At 36.8% G+C, this 21950-nt stretch carries 10 protein-coding genes; 6 read left to right on the top strand and 4 right to left on the bottom strand.

The annotated features are described in order from the left end of the window. Positions 1-11 precede the first annotated feature (11 nt). The 4 genes from AACY93_RS10400 to AACY93_RS10385 all read left to right on the top strand — a co-directional run bounded on the left by AACY93_RS10400 (position 12) and on the right by AACY93_RS10385 (position 10043). Positions 12-7022, top strand: coding sequence for an HYR domain-containing protein (locus AACY93_RS10400; RefSeq protein WP_339611906.1), 7011 nt, complete (start codon positions 12-14; stop codon positions 7020-7022). Between the two features lie 627 nt (positions 7023-7649). After that, entirely contained in the window at positions 7650-8456 is an 807-nt protein-coding gene (locus AACY93_RS10395; protein ID WP_286853540.1) for a hypothetical protein, read from the top strand. A gap of 243 nt (positions 8457-8699) precedes the next feature. Next, a complete protein-coding gene (locus tag AACY93_RS10390) occupies positions 8700-8858 on the top strand; it encodes a hypothetical protein (protein ID WP_339611904.1) in 159 nt (52 codons plus the stop codon). Beyond that, a complete protein-coding gene (locus AACY93_RS10385; RefSeq protein ID WP_339611902.1) occupies positions 8859-10043 on the top strand; it encodes a dicarboxylate/amino acid:cation symporter in 1185 nt (394 codons plus the stop codon). Positions 10044-10150: 107 nt separating this feature from the next. Here the strand turns inward: AACY93_RS10385 and AACY93_RS10380 are convergent, their stop codons facing one another. Next, complete coding sequence (locus tag AACY93_RS10380; protein ID WP_286853539.1) at positions 10151-12373, bottom strand: FUSC family membrane protein; 2223 nt, start codon at positions 12371-12373, stop codon at positions 10151-10153. 167 nt (positions 12374-12540) lie between these two features. On the opposite strand from AACY93_RS10380, the gene AACY93_RS10375 reads away from it, so the two are divergent. After that, entirely contained in the window at positions 12541-13296 is a 756-nt protein-coding gene (locus AACY93_RS10375; protein ID WP_286853538.1) for a YoaK family protein, read from the top strand. Between the two features lie 112 nt (positions 13297-13408). Then, entirely contained in the window at positions 13409-14617 is a 1209-nt protein-coding gene (locus AACY93_RS10370; protein WP_286853537.1) for a Xaa-Pro peptidase family protein, read from the top strand. Positions 14618-14655: 38 nt separating this feature from the next. Here the strand turns inward: AACY93_RS10370 and AACY93_RS10365 are convergent, their stop codons facing one another. The 3 genes from AACY93_RS10365 to AACY93_RS10355 are packed head-to-tail and all read right to left on the bottom strand — an operon-like array spanning position 14656 to position 21863. Then, positions 14656-18321 (bottom strand): metallophosphoesterase, encoded by a 3666-nt coding sequence (locus tag AACY93_RS10365; protein WP_286853536.1) that lies wholly within the window; start codon positions 18319-18321, stop codon positions 14656-14658. Positions 18322-18336: 15 nt separating this feature from the next. Further along, positions 18337-20676 carry a hypothetical protein gene (locus AACY93_RS10360; protein WP_286853535.1) on the bottom strand — a complete coding sequence of 780 codons (2340 nt, stop codon included), beginning with the start codon at positions 20674-20676 and terminating at the stop codon, positions 18337-18339. 20 nt (positions 20677-20696) lie between these two features. Further along, complete coding sequence (locus tag AACY93_RS10355; RefSeq protein ID WP_286853534.1) at positions 20697-21863, bottom strand: Pycsar system effector family protein; 1167 nt, start codon at positions 21861-21863, stop codon at positions 20697-20699. Positions 21864-21950 lie beyond the last annotated feature (87 nt).

Raw genomic sequence — 21950 nt, 5'->3', positions numbered from 1 at the left:
GCCCTGCTGATATTACGGTAAGTAATGATGCTGGTCAATGTGATGCGGTTGTGACCTGGACGGCACCTACGGGTGCTGACAACTGTGCTGGTGCTGTGGTAACGAGTTCTCACAATCCTGGGGATACCTTCCCGATTGGGACAACTACCGTAACCTATACCATTACGGATGCGGCTGGTTTAACAGCTTCTTGTTCTTTCAATGTGACTGTTAACGATACACAAGCACCAATTTTTAACTCATGCCCTCCAGGCATTTCAGTGAATAATGATATTGGAGTTTGTGGGGCAATTGCAAACTACACCATTCCAACCGCAAGTGATAATTGTGGAACAGCTACTGTGACACAAACAGATGGAACAGGTTTAACATCTGGAGATCTGTTTCCTATAGGAACAACCACTATAGAATATACGGCTGATGATGGAAACGGAAACACAACAATTTGTAGCTTTACCATTTCGGTAACAGATATTGAAGCTCCTTCCATTACCTGTCCTGGAGGTCCTATAACCATAAATGCTGATGCTAACTGTGAAGCGACAACGGTTGCTTTAGGAACTCCAGTTACAAACGATAATTGTACAGTAACATCTGTCACAAACGACTTAGCCGGACAATTACCACTTCCTGTTGGGACACATACCGTTACTTGGACCGTTACTGATACAGCCGGTCTTACAGCAACATGTACGCAACAAGTAACAGTACAAGACATCACACCACCTGTAATTACATGCCCAACTCCTAATGCTTTTTATAATACAGATGCTGGACAATGTGATGCAACCTTAACTTTTAATGCAACAGCTACGGATAACTGTAATGGCTCTCCTATTATAACCTACGAAGTAGCTGGAACACCAATAACGTTTCCTTATGCTTTCCCTACAGGAACAACAACAGTAGATGTGATTGCTGATGATGGCAATGGACTTATTACAACCTGTTCTTTTAACGTTATAGTTCAAGATAATGAAGCTCCAACAGCTGTTTGTCAAACCTTTACAGTCCCTTTAGATGCCTCTGGAAATGCAAGTATTGTGGCTTCTGATATAGACGGTGGCTCTTTTGATAATTGTTCAACAGTAACACTTAATGCTTCTCAAACAACATTTTCTTGTGCTAATGTTGGTACAAATAATGTAACACTAACTGTGACTGATGCTGCTGGAAACATAGCAACTTGCAATGCCGTAGTAACGGTTTTAGATCATGTACAGGGAGCAACCGCAACAATAACCTCTACGCCAAGCTCGCCAATCTGTTTAGGAGAATCAGTAACTTTTACTGCAACTGGCACTAATTTAGGTGCTAATCCATCTTACCAGTGGTATGAAGGTGGAACACCTGTTGGTACAAATAGCGACACTTACATAACTACGGGTCTTACTAATGGTGAAAATGTCTATGTAGAAATCACCTCCGGCCCATGTAATACGGTTACAATTAGTAATAGTATTGTTATGACTGTAAATCCATTATTACCTGTAACATTTACTCTAAATGCTTCAGCCAATCCAGCGTGTTCTGGAGACAATATCACGTTCTTTGTAACTGGTTTAACAAATGGTGGAGCCACACCAACTTACCAATGGTATGTAAATGGAACTCCTGTTGGTGGAAATACAAACGCTTACAGTTCAACAACTATTAATGATAATGATGTTGTTTCTGTTGACGTTAGCTCAAGTTTGGCATGTGCGAATCCTATTCCAGCGACTCAAAGCATACCTATGACTGTAACACCAAATGCTACAATTTCTTTAATATCTGCTAATGATGTTCAAACGGTTTGTAATGGAACTGCAATGACTGATATTGTCTATAATATCACAAATGCTTCTAATGCAATAATTACAGGTATTCCTACTGGAGTAACGGGCACTTATAATTCAGGTACTTTTACAATTAGTGGGACACCAACTCAAATAGGTATATTTAATTATACTATAACAGCTATTGGTTGTGGAAATATCACTGCAAATGGCACCATTTCTGTAGGTCCGGATGCTACTATTAATTTAATTTCACCATCAGAAAACGATGGTATATGTAATGATGGTTTAGATAACTTAAACTTACAATTTCAATTAAATTCTGGAGCAACAGGTGCCACTTTAACAAGCACACCGGCTTTACCTGCTGGAATAACTGGTAATTTTGACTCCAATACAGGAATTTATTCTGTTACTGGGACTACTACTCAAAACGGGATTTATAATTATACAGTTACAACTACGGGTTGTGGAGCTGGAGATTCAATTACAGGAGTTATAAGAGTTTATGATGGAATACCATCAACTCCTTCAAGCATAAATGGTCCTTCATCATTTTTCTGTCCAGTTACAGAAGCAATCTATTCTGTTCCAATAGATCCAAACGTGGAAACATATAATTGGACGGTTTCTGGTGGTTTTACTATTCAATCTGGACAAGGTACAAATGAAGTTACATTAGCTGTTAATGGCTGGGCATTTTTAGAAACAATTACTGTTACTGCTACAAATGCTTGTGGAACATCTTCTAGTATAAGTGAAACAGTATTATTTAACTTTACTATTAGTGATATTGATGCAGGACCAGACATCTACGTTTGTGCCGGAACTACCCAAGTTACAATGGCAGGTGATGCTGGTGGCTTAGATTATGATGAATGGACTTGGGATGATAACGGAGCAGGTGGTACTTTTTCTACTGAATTAGTTTCAAGTGATTGTGTTTGGGTATGTACTGATTATTGGTGGATTTTTTGTATTGATGGCTATTATGATTGTACAGATGTATACGATTATACTGAAACAAGCACCTATACAATCCCCCCAACGGCTCAACCAGGGGATGTAATTACTATCTCTTTAATTGCTGATAACTGGTTTTGGTGTGACCCATTAGTGAGCACCATGCAAATTCACATTTTAGAAGATCCTGAAGCTGAAATAGTTTCTACAGATCAAACTATTTGCGAAGGTGATTCAACAACCATAACGTTCTCAGGAACACCAGGAGCGCAAATAAGATTTAACGATGGCTCAGGAAACACTCAAGTAACATTAAATTCTAGTGGAAATTATACTTTAAATGTTTCACCAGCTACAACAACAACTTACACTCTTAATAGGGTAAGGTACACTAATGGTGCTTATCCTGGAGGAAACAATAATTGTAATGTAACACTTAATGAATCTGTTACAATAAATGTCAATACAACACCAACAGTCACAGCTCCAGCAGACGTCACCATCTGTGAAGGGGATACTGTTAATTTAAGTGCTGCAACAATTGGTGGAACAAATTACGTAGGTACATGGACGACCTCTGGTAATGGAACATTTGCCGGTAACATATATACGCCTCATGCTGCTGATGTATTTAATAGTCCTATTACATTAACCTATACCAACACGCCTAGTGATGGTATTTGCTCTCCGGTAAGCGACAGCATGTTAGTGACTATTAATCAGGCTCCAACAATCTATGCAGGTGTGGATCAAACTATTTGTAACAATGACACGGTTACCATGACAGCGAGTTTTGGTGGTAGCGCCACATCTGGTACCTGGTCTGGTGGGACAGGAACTTTTAGTAGTAATTTACCAAACGCTACATATACACCAGGAATTGGAGAAACAGGAACGGTTATTTTAACTTATACCAGTAACGATCCTGCTGGTCCTTGTAATTCAGCTATAGATACTGTAGAAATTACAATCGATCAAGGAGCAACAGTTGATGCTGGAACAGATCAAACAATCTGCGAAGGTGATACTGTAAGCCTGACGGCTAGTTTTGGTGGTTCTGCCACTTCTGCTACATGGAATACAAGTGGTAGTGGTACTTTTGCCGGAAACATCTATACACCTAGTGTTTCTGATATAAATAATGGTTCAGTTCTATTAACATATACAACAAATAACCCAACAGGTGTTTGTAACTCTGTTTCAGATTCTATGTTAGTGACTATTAATCCACAACCAACTGTAGATGTAGGTAACAATCAAACTGTCTGCTCTACAAGTACGGGTATTACCATGAATGCAGTTCTGGGTGGTGGTGCAAGTTCAGCTATCTGGTCTACCAGTGGTGATGGTGTATTTAATAACAATAACACTAATGCAGTTTATTCGTTTGGAGCTAATGATATGGCCAATGGTACGGTAACCTTAACTTATACAACCAACGATCCTGCTGGTCCTTGTATAGCTGCTGCGGATAGTTTTGTGGTGAACATTATACCATATATTGCGGCTAATCCAAGCTATACTTACGCTACTAATAATGGAGATTGTTCAGACACTGTTCTAAATTTAAGTGCTGATGGTACAGGGTATTGGTCTGCAGTTTCTGTTCCTGCCGGAAGTCCGTATTCATTCTCAGACAACACCAATCCAAATGCAATCTTTACTGGTGAAAGTGGTACTGAATACAACCTGACTTGGAATGTAGATAATGCAGCTCCATGTGCTGATGATACTGCTACTATAAATGTGGTATTTCCTAATTGTGGTGTTCAAATAGATTTTGATGGTACTGACGATAGTGTGAATTTTGCAAATAGCTATAATCTATCTGGAAACTTTAGTATTGAAGCTTGGATTAAACCAAATGCTATAAATGGTAGTATTCAAACCATCTTATCCAAACGTAATGCTAATAATTTTGCAACAGGTTACGATTTAAGACTGGTCAACAATACCATTTCATTCCATGCAAATGGTTCTAATATTTCTGCCAATGGTATAACTTCAAATAGATGGTATCATATAGCTGTTACATACAATGGAACAAATTATACCCTATATGTTGATGGTGTTCAAAGAAATAGTACGGCAGGACCCAACCCAGCTACCAATAACTTTAATATGTTATTAGGTGCCATGTCTCGTGTAAACAATACACCAACAAACTATTATAACGGTTGGATAGATGAAGTACGCATTTGGAATACAAATTTGAGTACAACTCAAATTCGCCAAATGATGAATCAGGAAATTCAAAACAATGGTGGTTTAGTGCGTGGTTCAATAGTACCAATAGACATTACTGGTATTGCTTGGAACAACTTAATAGCCTATTACCAAATGAATCAAGGAACAGCAGATATCACTGCTGGCCAATTAAATGCTAATGTAGGGGTATCTGGAACTTTGAGAAATATGACTAGCTTACAGGCTGAAACTGCTCCATTACCTTACATAAGTAATAATAATGGGAGTTGGGACACAAATAATACCTGGCTAAATGGTAGTGTACAAATGATACCAAATACCAATGGTGTCGATTGGAACATTGTCAGAATACAACATAATATCAATTCTGGCAACAGAGCCACAACCCTATTGGGCTTATTGGTTGACAACAACAGATATACTATTGATAACAACCAACTATTACGTGTGAATGGTTATTTAAGAATAGATGGTGTTTTAGACCTAGAAGGCGAATCGCAACTCATGCAAAATAATTCAGCTGTTATAGATTATACAAGCAGCACAGGTTATATGGAGCGTGACCAACAAGGAACTGCCAATACATTTAATTACAATTATTGGGGAAGTCCAGTGAGTTCAACTGGTGTTGCTTCTAATAGAGCATTTAGATTAGATGATATTCTTTATAACGGAAATACCAAAGTTCAATGGACAACTGGAAACAATGGAAGCACCACTCCTTTAACCATAAGTAGCCGTTGGGTCTATACCTTCTCAGAAGGATTAGAGGCAGATTATTCTGAATGGGCTCATGAAGGTAACCTTGGTACAATAGATGCTGGATTAGGATATACCATGAAAGGGCCTGGTCCTGGTGCTGCTACTGGCACACAAAATTATACCTTTAGAGGGATGCCTAACAATGGAACCATTTCGGCAAGTGTTACAGCTCAGCCAACTTTTAATAACCAAACTTTAGTTGGCAACCCATACCCTTCGGCCATTAATGCTCTAGAGTTTATTAGGGACAATATTCCTGGTGGAAATTCTGGAACCACTGCTAGCATAGATGGCTCACTTTATTTCTGGAAACAAGCTTCTACCAATGCGTCTCACCTTACAGCTGAATATCAAGGTGGCTATGCAACTTATAATTTATCAGGTGGACTTGCTGCTGTCTCGCCTCCTGGGATTAATGGTCCTGGAGATGCCACTTTAGCTATCCCTAGACAATTTATACCTGTGGGACAAGGTTTCTTTGTAACTTCAGCCAATCATACCAATCAAGTTTCAAATACAGTGAGTTTTAGAAATAGCCAACGTGCCTTTGTAAAAGAAGCGTCCGGTAATTCCATCTTCTTAAGAACCAATAACGATGAAGAAACAGTCGACCTTATTAAACGTATCCGATTGAACTTCACCTCTCCTGAAGGTGCCATCAGGCCGTTGTTATTGGCTTTTACTCCTAATAATGAAGCTACCGATGGTTTCGATTATGGCTACGATGCCAAAAACTCAGATGTCTTCCCAAGCGATATGTCTTTTGTGATTGACAATGAGAACTATGTCATTCAAGGCGTTGGCGAGTTTAATGTGGATAATATGTATCCTGTTAACATCAGCTTAGGAACATCCGGAACCATTGAAATTGAATTGACAGACCTAGAAAACTTTGATGAAGACATTGATGTGTATGTGTATGATGCGCTTTTAGGTAATTATTCCAGAATCAATACGGTTAATTATCAAATAGCCTTGGATGCAGGCAATCATGCCAACAGATATTTCATTGCCTTTAAAGAAGATGCCACTCTCAACACGGTGGATGAAGAGTTTTCCAATGTGATGGTGAATTATCTAAATGCCACAAATGAGGTTTACATCAATGTGCCTACTTCTGTAGATATTAAACAAGTATATTTAGTAAATATGCTTGGACAAACCGTAAAGTCCTGGAATGCAACCAATGCGCCTTTAGCTCACGAATGCAGATTGCCAGTTAAAAATGTTTCTGAAGGAAACTACATTATAAAAGTAAGAACATCAGATAACAAGCTGATAAACAAAAAAGTCATTATCATGCAAAACTAAATGGCTTGATGAATCAAACAAATCCCCATAGACTATGTCATGGGGATTTTTTTATGTCTATTTATAAAACAGCAACTGCATAGCTTAAGTATGGCTCAAGTTTAGATAGTGCATGAGAGTAACTAGTCCTAAAAAAACCATACAGATTAATAAATAAATCCTGATATAATTATACAACTCTATTTCTTAATCCTTAAATGACTACACAATTATTTTAAAATTTGCCACTTAATATAGACTGTGTTAAAGCTCCCCTCTTCAGATGAAGAGGGGTGGACAGACAAAGTCTGGACGGGGAGTTTGATTTTATCATTTAAAAACTAGTAAACAAAATATTCAAAAGAAGAGACGCTATAGACTAAAATCTAAATAAATAGAAGTTTCTTATAGCTTTCCCATAGCTTTCCTATGGCTTTCCTATGGATACTCCATGGATACTCCATGGATAGTGTATGAAGCACAGCGATTTTTCCTACAAATAAAAACCTTTTCAACCTACCATATAAAACACCATAAACTAAAATATTAATGCATTTCATCGATTTTTTTAGTATTTTGTAGATTAATTTCAATATTTTACTATATTAGCTATCCCAAATCATATCCATTCATTTAAACCCAAATAAAATGAATAAATTAACCTACTTATGCCTCATGGTGTTGCTTTGTAGCTTTTCTGCAAATGCAACATCCCATTCAACAAATTATACAGAATCTTATGCTTTTAACGACATACAACGTGTAAGAATAGATTTTACCATGCCAAATGGCTATGTGCGTCATTTGCTATTAGCCTTTACCCCAAATAACGCTGCTACCGATGGTGTGGATTATGGTTATGACGCTTTAAACATCGATAATTTTCCAGATGATTTAAATTGGATGATTGAACATCAGCGTTATGTGATTCAAGGGGTTGGCGCCTTTAACGATACCAAACAGTATCCCTTAGGCATGTTTATCACAAACCCAGGAGAGATTGCCATAGCTTTGGATACTTTGGAAAATTTTGATACTGATATCAATGTTTTCCTATATGATGCTTTACACAACACCTACACTTTGTTAAATGAAATTGATTTTCAAGAAACCGTTACCGCCGGAACTCACTTGGATCGTTATTTCATCGCTTTTAAAAATAACACAAACGGAAGTATCATTAACCAAGCAACTACCTTGCTTTCCATTGAGGACATGGCAACCCAGGAAACATCTATTTCTTTTTTAAGACAATCTAAAGAGATTTATATAAACTCCAACCAAAACATTCACAAATTAGAAGTATATAATTTATTGGGAAAACGTATTTTTAGCCAAGAAGGTATTCACTTAAAAACATTAAGGTTACCAAGCCATTTCACCAACGAAAAGTATGGCATCGTGAGAGTGTACACCCAACAAAGTGCCACAAATAAAAAACTGATCCTGAACTAACTTAAACATACCCAAATTGGTATGTAACTGCATTTTAATAAGGATAATCCTATTTGGATTATCCTTTTTTTTTGTTCAAGAACAATTTTCTATAAAATAAACACAAAAGATGGGATTGCTTGTTTTTATGGTTTTGTGTTGCCAAGACTGACCAATATCATTGATATAACAATTGCTTACTACTACTTTTGAACTCATATTGGACAGTTTTAAAACAACCAACCCTAATAAACTTCAATTTTCATGGAATTTAGACCATTAACTGCTTTATCGGTACATTTAGAAAGTTTAATAAAAGGACGTTTATGGCTTCAGGTAATCGTTGGCTTACTGCTTGGTGCTGCACTTGGGCTGTTATTAAACCCTTCCACTGGGTTGGTCTCTGAACGTGTAGGTTCTTGATTGGCAAATTGGCTGGAGTTACCAGGACAAATCTTTATGCGATTGATTCAAATGGTAATGATTCCATTGATATTTGCCTCCATTATTTCGGGGATTGTAAGCAACACCTCAGACAATTTAAAAACTTTTGGCCTACGCTTATTTCTGTATTTTGTTTTTACAACTACGGTGGCCATAATCATTGGGCTTTCCATAACGCTTCTCATGAAACCTGGAGAATATGTACTGTCCCTAGGCGGTTTTCCTGAAAGTGGCGAAAAACAGATCCTCCCAACTGAACAGGCAAATCTTATAGATAATATTCCCATGGCCATTTCCAATCTCATTCCCAACAATCCGTTGGAATCTATTTTAATGGGTGAAATGCTGGGAGTGGTTATTTTTACCATCATCATTGGGATAGCCATAACCCAACTTAAGGATGTAACTGCACAACCTATCATCCGGTTTACGGAAGCCATTCAAAAAATATGCATGATAGTTGTTTCCTGGGCCATGAAACTGGTTCCCTATGCTGTATTTGGGCTTATGGGAGCATTATTGTCCAGAATAGGCATCGGAATTTTTCTCGGACTTGGTTATTATATGTCGGTTGTGATTATTGGCTTACTTATTTTAATGTCCTTTTACCTCCTATTGGTCTTATTTGTTGGTAAAAAAAATCCATTTAAATTCTTAAAAGCCATTAAAGAACCTCAATTATTGGCGTTTTCTACCGCCAGCTCAGCTGCAGTCATGCCTGTATCCATGAAAACTGCTGAAGAAAACCTTAAAATCCCTTCAAACATCAGCGATTTCGTCATTCCTATTGGTGCTACCATCAATATGGATGGAACTGCCCTATTCCAATGTGTAACCACCTTGTTTATGGCCCAAGCTTATGGTATAGAACTTTCATTAATAAATTTAATATTGATGACTGCTACAGTTATTGCAGCGTCCATAGGAACACCTGCCATACCTGGTGGTGGTGTCATTATATTGGCCACAGTCCTGCAAAGTGTTGGTATTCCAGCTGATGGATTGATAGTGATTATTGGTATCGATCGTATTTTGGGGATGTTTAGGACTGTTGTAAACGTAACTGGAGACCTAACAGCTTGTCTGGTTTTTAACAGGTTCTATGGAAACATCAAGCCTCTGGATACCATGGACCCTAAATTACAACCCTTGGCAAGCACTTAAGGAGAGGGTTTTAAATGTGTTTTAAATTAATTTCCAAGACTTGTGGACGAAAGGACTGTAAAAGCTCAGGCAAAAGATGGTACCATTAAAACCAAGCCATCATAAGCTTAATTAATTTTAATGGAACTGGTTATTTTCAACATGTTTCTGCTTATGGCATAAAGCCATTGAAGCTGCTCCCAAACCAAATGGAATTCTTGATATTGTCTTTCCAAATGCTTGTCTTTTGGATTTAAAAAAGTCATATCGTTTATAAGTTGTTCATTTTCAGAAAGTGCTTTTTGTACCAAGTGAGCAAGTTCTTCAGGAACCTCCTTTTGTAATGTTTTTAATACCAGGCTTAAATAATTATCTATTTTATGGGTAGCTTCCTTAAACATCTCTGATGCTTCGGTTGTTGGATGGTTTTGAATGTAGGTACTCAAGGAAGCCAAAGACGACAAAAACGTATGGTTCAATTCTACCAACTCATAAATTTTATCCAAATGTTTTTGTTTAGATTTTGGTTCTTGGGCCATGCGTTGAAAAGCTGAATTTAAATTGGACGTTTCCAAAAAAGCTGTTTTCCTGGCTACTTTATAACTGGTTGGAACCTGACCTTTTTGTTCATAATACAAGCCTATCTCATTTAAAAAATCCTTGTTTGCCTGGACACTCATTTCAATAGTTTCATGTATATCTAGAAAACTCCATGCTGGCCACAAAAACAACATTGCAACATAGGATAATGCTGCTCCCAAAACCGTATCTATAATTCGGTATTGAATAACTGTTGAAATATCAGGCTCTATAATCCCGTAAATAAAAACCACACTCAAGGTTATAAACGTTGCGGAAGCTTTGTAATTCCTTTGAACCATGGAAAAAGCAATGATTAAAGACCCTATTCCCAAAACAGCATAGAGATATGGATTTTGAATAAGTAAAACCATTCCTGCAGCCACAGCACCTCCTATAAGGGTTCCTATTATCCTGTCTTTGGAACGAACTTTGGTAAGTCCGTAACTAGGACGCATAATCACGATAATGGTCAAAAGTATCCAATACGGATTTTGAAAAGCGAAAACATGACCCAATATGTAACCCAAAACTACAGTGACAGCCAATCGCAAGGAATGTTTAAAGATATTGGACTTAAAACTCAAGTTCCTTAACAGGATATTCAAACTGTAATCTTGAGATACAATAAAGCGCCTGGATTCATTGGAATCTATAAAGTCTTTGGTATCCATATTTGGATTGCCTAAAAGCCATTTTATCCGTTTGATTTTTAAGAATTGCCTTTTTTGATATTCCAGATAGTTTTGAAGTATTAAAAAGCCCTCATAATCTGACTTGTTATTGGAGTTTTTTAGGGCTTCCACTTCTTGTTCCAACCTCTCTAGGTACAAAATCAATTGTTTATTATTAGGTAATTGCCTTTTATTGTACCTTGTTTTTGAAATAGACCTTAATTGCTTGGCAACTTCAAAAATAAAATCCTGGAAACTTTTAACATAGTTAGGATGATACTTTAAAAACACATCCATTTTATCATAGTTTACCGGATTTGCAATGGCAGCTTCCAATATTTCTACAAGTTGAACAAAAACCAATAAACGCTTCCCTTTATAATGCGATAGCCCTGATTTTTTTCTGGACTGAATTAAAATCTCCCGTAATGTAGCATGTCGTTCCACCAGTTCGGCCTGTAAATCCAACAGCTTGGCCTGTAATTCGTCCCTGTTAGGCTGAGGACCAACCAGTTTGCCTCGGGTTTCAAGAAATACTGCTGTAAGAAGAAAGGTCTCTGCCAAAATCTCTTCGGTGTGCGCTTTCGGATTGATAAAATACCATATCACCACCAACAACAAATACCACAGACCACCTAAGCCTATTAAAAATGCATATTCATACATTTCCAAGGTTTCACTTATATGGGCAAAACTCAATACCAAAGCCAACAAGCCAGAAAAACTGATTAACGAAGCCCTAAATCCATACACTGAAATAAAAGCAATGCTAAAAGTTAAAAATCCAAGCACAGGTATTATCAACCATGTTTGGTAATGTAGGTAGCCTCCCAAAAAACTCACTATCATAATCAATAAGGCCGAAAGCAAAATACCGTTTATTTTGTGTGTCAATTTTCCACTAACATGACTTGGAGAACACCAAAAAGCACCAAAACCAATGGCCAAACCTATTTCCAATTGATTGAAAACCAAACCAAAAACTATAGGCAATGTAATGGCTATCCCAATAAGAACAGCTTTTGAGAAATCGTTGCTTTTTAAAAACTGGAAGAGTTCTTTAATGTTTGTTGAAATAATTTGACTGATTGGCTCCAAAGTAATTTATTAAGCCTCAAAGGTACAATTTAGCAACCAAACTGAACACTTTTTACAGTTGATATACATTTAGGGATTATCTGAACAAAAGCATAAAAAAGTGAGTATAATCGCAAGCACGACTTGTGTTTTTATGTACTTTAGCATGACACAATAATACAAGTGGCATGTTTAGACATCAAGGTAAAAGCAGAACATTAAAACACAATATTCATCTGGCAACGGTTTTGTCTTTTGTTGCTGGTTTGGTTAATGTTACTGGCTTTTTATCTTTTAAACAGCTAACAACAAACGTAACAGGGCACTTTGCCCTTTTTGTTAACGATGTGTCCCATTTCGAATTCTGGAAAGGCACCATATACTTTTTATATATCTTTTCATTTTTATTTGGTTCGTTCTCCTCGGCTTTTTTGTTGGAAAAGTTTAACGAGACCAAAAAACTGAATGTTTTTGCGCTTCCAACCCTCATGGAATCCCTTATTTTGATAAGCATACCTCTTTTAGGTCATGTTACAGGTTTACCAAATCCAGATCTAGTGGTTTGCATGTTGTTATTTTCCATGGGACTGCAAAATTCTTATGTAACAAAAATTTCCAATGCTGTGGTTAGAACCACGCATTTAACCGGATTGTTTACAGATTTGGGCATAGAGCTGTCACAATTACTTTTTCCTATAACAAAACTAAAAAGAAACAGTATTAAAGCTACCATTAAATTACGAGTGTACATTATTGGATTTTTCTTTTTAGGAGGCTTGGCAGGTGGCTTTTTCTTCTCTACAATGAATTTAAAATTGAATACCTTACTCATTGGAGCCGCCATTCTTTTACTGAGTCTGTTTTACGACGATTTTAGGTTTTGGTATTTAACCTCTAAAAGAAGGCATGTAAAAAAAACAACACTGTCAAAAAGGGCATCCTAAGCAAGCGAAAAAAATTAAGTAAAATATTGACTGAGGTTTCTTGCTTTTATACTTTAGGTATTTGTAAATTTACTTAAGTTTTTAAACCCAATATTTTAATATCATATCCAGTATGAACAGTAACAGATCCTATGGCATTGGTGGCAGTACAGCCGAAATAGAACTTTCCAAATTAAGTGAACCAAACGTTAAGCCTGCACCTATTAATTCCTTAGAATTTCAAAACAGATTGGATAAAGCCTGTCAAGCGCTAAAGACAAAAGGCCTGGATGCCTTGTACATTAATGCTGGAACCAATTTGTATTATTTTACTAACACCACATGGAATCCATCAGAACGTATGGTTGGTGCCTTACTTTTTGCTAACGGACAACTAAAATACATTGTTCCAGAATTTGAAATTGGGACTTTTAACGATTATAAAGGCATGGATGGGGAACTTATTGCTTGGGCAGAGCATGAGTCGCCAGTTCAAAAAATATCAGAACATGTGTCAGAAGGCATACGATTGGCTGTTGATGATTCAACAGCATTTGCAATGGTTTCCCGTTTTCAAGAGCATAAAAAATTTAGAATTAGCAGTGCCGAAGAGTTGATTAGGAACATTAGAATGCTAAAAAGTGAAGCTGAAATTGCGCAAATTCAATATGCCATGGATTTAACCATGCAAGTGCACCAAGCCACAGCTAGGATTTTATCTCCTGGTATCAGGACTACCGAAGTAGAGGATTTTATACATAAAGCCCATCAAAAATTAGGTATTGCCAGTGGATCTTACTTCTGTATTGTGTTGTTTGGCAAGGATTCCAGTTTTCCCCATGGCGTAAAAACCCCAAAACCTCTTGAAGAAAACGATATGGTTTTGGTAGATACAGGAGCCAGATACAATGGCTACCTTTCAGACATTACCAGGACCTATATTTATGGCGATGCCACACAGAAACAACAAAACATTTGGGCTAAGGAAAAGGCTGCACAGTTAGCTGCCTTTAAGGCTGCTCAATTAGGCAATCCTTGTGGTTATATTGATGACCAAGTGCGCGTTCAATTGGAAAAAGACGGACTAGGTCCAGATTATGCGCTTCCAGGTTTACCACACAGAACAGGGCATGGCATAGGATTGGACATTCATGAACATCCTTATATCTTGAGAGGAAACGATATGTTGCTCCAAACAGGCATGACTTTTAGCATTGAGCCCATGATAGTGGTTCCTGATGAATTTGGAGTACGATTGGAAGACCATATTTACCTGACCAATAAAGGTCCTAAATGGTTTACTCAACCAGCACATAGTATTGAGAATCCTTTTGGTCTTTAAAAAAAAACAAAGTAGTCTCTTTAGTGTTGGCATTTTATTTAGAAACCAAATCCCAAACCAAATGCTACCCGAACACCATCAGTAGAATGAAAGGCTCCAATATTAGCAGACAAGACCTCTATGGCATTAATAAAGAAACCTCCTCCATAGGTATTATGCCATTTTTTTGAACTGTCATTTTCCAGCCAAACCCTACCATAGTCAAAACTCCCATATATTCCCATTCTTATGGGAATGACAGGTGTTTTGATACGACTGAAACTATAACGTAAATCGGTGTTTTGGTAAAGGGAGTTTTTTGCTGTAAAACGTTGGTTCCTAAAACCACGAAGACCATCTTCCCCTCCTATGGATGCTGCCTGATAAAATTCATATCCATTTCCAAAATTAATATGGGTTTTTACTTTTGATGCCAAAACCAAACGGCCTGAAGGGTTCAATTTTCTTGCTATTCCCAACTCTGTAATAAGATAACCAAAGTTGCGATTGCTCACTTCCAAATTATCTTTAAAACCTGCTTCTAAAGAAAATAGCAATCCATTGGTTGGGTAGGCCTTACTATCGGAATTGGAATAATCAAATCTGGCATTAAACCCTACAAAGTGCTCTTCATCAAACAAATATTCCGGAAGTATATCAGTATTGGATACATAGCGGTTATCTGCATCATGGATTTCATTCACTTCATAACTCAATCCAAATTGAATGATGCTTCCTCGTTTGGAATTCCAGATCAATTGTGGACTAATGGTAAACATTCTGGTTTTAACACGATTGTAATCCATTCCAAATTCTTCATCAAAATTTTTGGTTTCATTTCCGTAACCAAAGAAATTAATGCTGTAATTTGGACTCTGAAAGTGTGATTGTAAGCCAAAATTCAAATTACCAACCACATTGGCAAACTCGCCTTTGTAATTTAACTCATAACCATGGGTTGCAAAATAATAGGCTCCTTTTATTTGGTGCTGCGATGTAAACGGATTGCGTTCAAATCCGTAAACTGTATAAGTATTGATGAACCCAAGTTTTAGTCCATCGTCTGGGTTGGCTCCCAAAAGAGGCAAAATTTGATTGGTGTTGTTCCTTATTTTTCTATAATCAAATACATTGGTGTTATAATCATCTGTTAATTTAATTCTAGCTTTTGTTGCTTGGGATAAATTGTTGTTTTTCGATTTGTAATCGTATATCACAATGTTTTTACCATGTGTTACTTTATAATCGTCGTTGTTTTGTCCCCCAATCAGACGAATTTTAATTTTGGACACCTGTCCTTGCACGTCAAAACTATCATCATCATCCAAACCGTAAATCCAAATTTCCTTGGTTGCATTTGCTTGGTAGATTTTATGATGAAATCGGTCCTTAATGGTGTCGTCCTTTTTTCGATACATGGACACTTCCACAGTTTCTTTATCCAATGCTTTTACAAGAATATAATCATCTTTATTGGTGGCTGTTAAAACAGCATGTTTGCGAATAAGTTTAAGGTACCTATCAGCTATTTGTTGTAGGTTTTTACGTCTTTGCTTTAAAATGCCTTTAATGGTTACAAGGGTATTGGCATCTACTTCCTTTGGCATGGAATTAAAAGCCTCATCAATGACCTCATCCGTTATTTGGGATTGAATTGCCTGTACTTGCTCATCCCAATCAGATGAATTGGAATTTGTTATAAATGCAACATCCAATGGAAACACAGACACATTAAAGCCTTTCACATCTTTTAAATCTGGTTCGTATTTCCTAAACTTTCTGGCTGCTGGTATAAGTGCCACGCCTGTTCCAAACAAAAATCCATCGGACATTTTAGAAAAAGCCAAATCCCTATCCCGAGGCAAAGGCTTATAAACTGTTTTATTGTCTTCCTCAAAAACCATCCAACGCCATTGGTCTTGATGTCTGTCGGCATCTCCTATGAGCATATCAAACAAACGCGCTTTTATAAATTCTTGTTCATCGATCACCTTGGATTCGTCACTAAGCACCTCTGCCAGCATATCGACGGTATTTACTATCTCTCCCGTAAAATTCCCAGTGGCCAATTCTAAATGCCCATCAGAAGCATGTTCTTCAAAAAGATACAGCTCGTCTCCAAAATCCTCATTATACAAACCTAAAGCATCCTGCTTGGGGATGTAGTAAAGTTTAGGGTTTAAATGCGATAAATTAATGGCATCTGATAAGGTGGCTAGTGTAAAAGGCGCGTAAGGGTGTGCTCCAGTAAAAACATCTTCTATCAAACCTTCGGAAGCTGTATTTTTAAATTGTCCTTCAACATATTGATCTTTAAATATAGCGGCTTGCAAAAATTGATCTGCTTGTTTTTTCATGGCACGCATCACATAACGTTTTCCATCTGAGGCCTGCAAATGCAAGGTTTTGGACTGTGTGCCCCCTCCTTTTCTAAAAGGTTTTAATCCACCCATCAACGTATCTAAATAAACCACTTTTGCCGAAACAGCTTGGCTGTAATCCGCTCGATACCTTTCTCCCCAAAGAAATTTATAGAAGCCTGATTTATCGGTTTCGTCTAACGAATAAATGGAAGCACTAATGGAATCCAAATCAATTTTTGGATAAGTGGTTTTACCTATGGTTTTGGGTTTTATGATTTGTTTGTAGAACTCGACTTGTTGGGTGTTTGAATTTACAAACTGTACATCTACTGCCTTTTCTTTGCTAATATTCAACAAGGCATAACCTGGAACTGCATGTCCATAATTATTGGAATTACGCATTCTAACGGGTGTTGTTTTAGAACCAGCACCACTTATTACCTGAACCACATTATCAAATTCCAGGTATTGTAAGCTATGTTCATGCCCTGAAAGGAAAATAACCTGTTCGTTTTGTTGAGCTACAGCTATGAGATTTTTTCTTAATTCGTTATAAAACTGATTTGACAAATCGGCATTAACAATACCACTTGTGGATCTAATTACATTTTTTATGGTTCCTAAAATAGGAACGGGACTCAGGTGTTCCTTAACATCATATCTTCCATTGTGGGGACCTTCGCTCTGAATGGGATGGTGTATGGCTACCAAGGTTATTTTTCCTCGGGCCTTTTTTATTTCGCTTCTAAATTCGTCCAGAAAATCTTCCCTGGTTTTTATGTCGCAATCTTCATTCATGGTAGGATGCCTATTCCAATTGGTAATGTACCAATGGGAATCCACTATCAGCAAAACGGTATCTTCGTTTAATTTTACTTTTTCAATAGGACAGCCATTTTCCGGTTGAAACGTGTTTTTGCCCAAAGCCTCTTCCACCATTTTTTCTTGTAGTTTTAAACCTTTTAATCCACTGTACCAATCGTGGTTTCCTGGAATAAAATACACCTGACCAGGAAAGGTTTTGGCAACATGTAATTGAAGGTTTAAGGCTGTTTTGGCATCTTGAATCGCTTTGTCTCCTTCTAAGGGAATGCCTTTTGGATAAATATTATCCCCCAAAAATAAAAGCAAGTCGTTTTTGTCTGCTTGATTAAATTGCTTTTCAAGACTGGTTAAGGCTTTAGGAGCCGTTCCGTCTGGGTTTGGCATTCCTGCATCTCCTATTAAAAAAACATTGGTGGTTTCTTGATCTATACCAACAAGTTGGTTTTGCTTGACATTAGGGTTATATGGCTTGTAGGTAGCACAACTGCTAACAATCCATCCCATTAACAGTAAACTTCCAAAAATGCTTTTTGTCATAGTTGATACTTGCTTTTAAACCGTTTCTATATCCTCTAAGGTGAAGATACTGGATACTTTTTGTAAGTCTTTATTTAAATCCACGCGAATGGCCTTGAGACCACTGGCTCCTTGAAGTTCTTCCAGTTCCACGATTTCCATATGTTTACCAACATAGTTTTTGGCTTGCAGGAATTGAAAATAGGCTACATATTCACGTTCTATAGCTGTACTTGAATAAACCACACACAGTTTATGAGGTTGGGTTAAACGTTCGTTGGTGTTTTTAATATGCGCTTTATCTATACGCTTTTTAATCATTTCATAACGCACATTATAGGCGCCATCCACATCAAATTGTTTTTCGTCAATTCGGTAACGAATCGTTATGGGAACATCATAAGCCAATATCAAAGAAGCAACTTCCAGTTGTAGGGGAAATTCTTTTTGTTTTTCATAATACATGGCTTCCATCTCGCAAGTTACCTGAAGCTGCCATAAACGCAAATTGTACAGAACCGTTGGATGATATTTTAAATGTTTGGTAATGGATTGCCCAACATATAAATTGTGCTCGATGCCATCTGTATTGAATTTTTCAAAATAATGTGGAAAAATCTCTTGAGCTTTTGCTTGTTGTTTTTCCAAGAATGCCGACAAAGCCTTATTGCCCATGTTAATGGTCTCATCGTAGGCCTTTCTGGCGTCGTAAAGGCTATTGGTAGTCTTGTCTATAGCTTGAAGAAACGCTATTAAATCCTTTTTATTTTTGGATTGACTTTGAAAATGTTCAAACAAAGGTATGAGTTGTTTTTGAAAAAACTGATTGATTTCCTGTTCTGAATTGGTATGGAAATGTTCCTGTATTTCAAATAAATAATTGTCTATTTGAAAAATCAATTGCTCGTAAAACGGCAAATTAATATTGGTTCTATCTATAAGGATCTGTTTGCTTACTTCCAATTGTTTGGTTAAATCCAATTGGATTGCCTCGTTTCTGGCATGCGATGAACTCACCACATCCACTTGACCAAATAGGGGAATGACATCTTTAAATACAATTTCATGAAAAACCGGATTTTCCCCAAAGTTTCTTTCCTGAATATACTGTCTGGCTTCTTCCTCAAAACGCCATTGAACTGATGGATGAATGGCTGTACATTCTTGTTGTATTACAGCACTAATTTCGTTTTGATATTCTGAAAACGTGCGTCTGGAATAACTTAAAATAAATGGCATAATGGTATCTAACTTTACCATGTTAATGGCATTTAACTGGTTTGGCTTAAATGCTGCCAATTCCACAATAAAACCCAATTCCCCATTAATGGGAATAGGAATTAAAGCCACACTTTTCAAGCCTCTTTCCAATAAAATTTTACTTAACCTGTTCCCTTTGGTTTGTTTGTGATAGGTTTCAACATTTGCAATAATGGACGGTTTACAGTCTTTAAACAATTCGTTGTTGATATGGGAGCAGGCGTATTTTCCAACAGACATATGTTCATCTGGCAATAGGGTAAGCATATCAAAATTCTTGTCAAAAGGTGGCGTAATCATGTTTTCTATAACGCTATAACTTCCAACTTGTAAATCTGGAATATTAAAGATGCGCCTAATGTCCTGAAGAATGTGTTGAAAACTTTCTGTGTTGGGCTCAATTAAGTGCGTTTTAAAATCGTCTATACGTTCATCTAAAGAGGTGTCAATGAGCGTAACCAATCCAAAACCTTCAATGGTCCAAGAGTTTTTGGGGAAATACTTTTCCCAAATTTCAAATTTATCGGCATGGCTCAATAATTCATCCAATATGTCTGGAGTAATGTCTATGGCGTTCTTGTTGGGATAGATATCAATAAAATCGGCATTAAAAACAACACGATAGCGCTTTCTGTCTCCATTTTTATCTATAACAGACAAGGTTTTTGGTCTTTCAAAATCTACTTGATATTTGTAATACACATTAAGTATAATGGCGTAGATAAACAAATCAAAAGAGTCTTCATAATCCTTGTACAGATCATGAAAAATATTGTTGTCTGTTTTTGCATTGTTAATGATATTTTGCAGTCTGGTGCTGCAATAAATCACATCGTTGGTATAAGGTGTTACAGCTGCTTTTATTTCGTTTTGCGTTAAGGCTGTTGGAAATATAAACGACATGACTTGATCTAGTATGTCTTTGTGTTTAAAAAAATCTTCTTTTGAGTCTGTGCCTAACGTTAAAACAGGATGTGCATCAAACAATTCCAAAGCTTGTTTAGCTTGAGTTTGCACACTGGAGTTGTTGGAGGAACTTATCAAGTCTTCAAACTTTTCCTTCAACAAACGCAAAGACATAATAACTTTAAAAGGTCCTGTATTTTTTATTCTCATTAGCCTGTTTGTATTTTGTGTTACACAGAAAAATATACATAATAACTATAAATAAATGCTGCTGCCGAAATAATGATCCCAAACATAAAAACGGTATAGGTAATCCGTAACAACTTATATTTTCTGTTAAGTACGAGACCTAAATAATACAAATCCTTAGTAAGCGAATTGTATAAGGTTTCTTCGTTTTCCATTAAATAGTCGATTCCCCATTCAAAATCTTGCAAACTCATTTTTTGAAAGTTCCCAAAAAATAGAATGTTGGTTTTCTTTTCTTTGATCATCTCCTTGGTGATGGCCACATTGGATATTTTTGGTCGTGTGGACAAAACGGACAATACCACTGAAGCTACGCTAAACAACATTAATATTAAAGTTGGATATACTAAAAATAAATTAGACGGACTATCCAGTTTTGGGATTAAGTTGGACAGGGCAACCGAAATAATAATGGCATTTACCGATAGTAAAATATTGGCTTTGGTATCGGCAATGGCACTTAGTTCTATATGGTTTTTTAATTGAACCCGAAACATGGTCTCTATACCTCTACCAAATCTTGAACTTTTATCTTTTTTCTTTTCTTTGGCCAACAGTTTATCTATTTTTTTCTGAACTTCCAATTGGTTGATCTCTTTTTTAGGTTGCCACAATTGTTTTGCAGAATTGGAATAAAACGAGTGGTTTTTAAGAAACACCAAATTTTGTTGCAACCATTCTATTTCAGAAATATGCTTTTGGTTTTTGGCATTTATTTCTTTCATTAAATTACCCGAAATTTCTATAAAATTTTCTGAAGCGATATGACCACAATCGGCATCTTTTATAATTGCTTCTAATTTATGTTTGGGCTTAAACTCACTTTTAGTGGCCAAAATCAATTGTTCCACTAGGCTTAACAAGTCTTCAGGCACCTCTTGTTGCTTTAAAAAAGAAATGGCTATTGTTACACTCTCTTCTTCGTGACCTTGATCTGTATAAATATAGCCTACATCATGAAACCAAGCTGCAAGCTTTAAAGCCATGGTTTCTTGTTCTGTACAAGCTTCCAGGCTTACCAATTCTTCAATATTGGCTACCACACGTCTGGTATGAATGGCATTATGGTAATAATTTGTAGCTGCCAGCTGTTTGTTTAACAGGTCTACGACGTAGGTTTCCACTTGGAGTAATAGCGCTTCTTTCATATTACAAATTTACAAGGTTTGGTATTTAAAAACACAATGTCTGTCATCTTTTAAGGTTTTATTTGATATAGCGTTCCCTAAAATACT

Source organism: uncultured Xanthomarina sp. (assembly GCF_963971605.1).
GTDB lineage: Bacteria > Bacteroidota > Bacteroidia > Flavobacteriales > Flavobacteriaceae > Xanthomarina > Xanthomarina gelatinilytica.
This window is presented reverse-complemented; position numbering and strand designations above follow the sequence as displayed.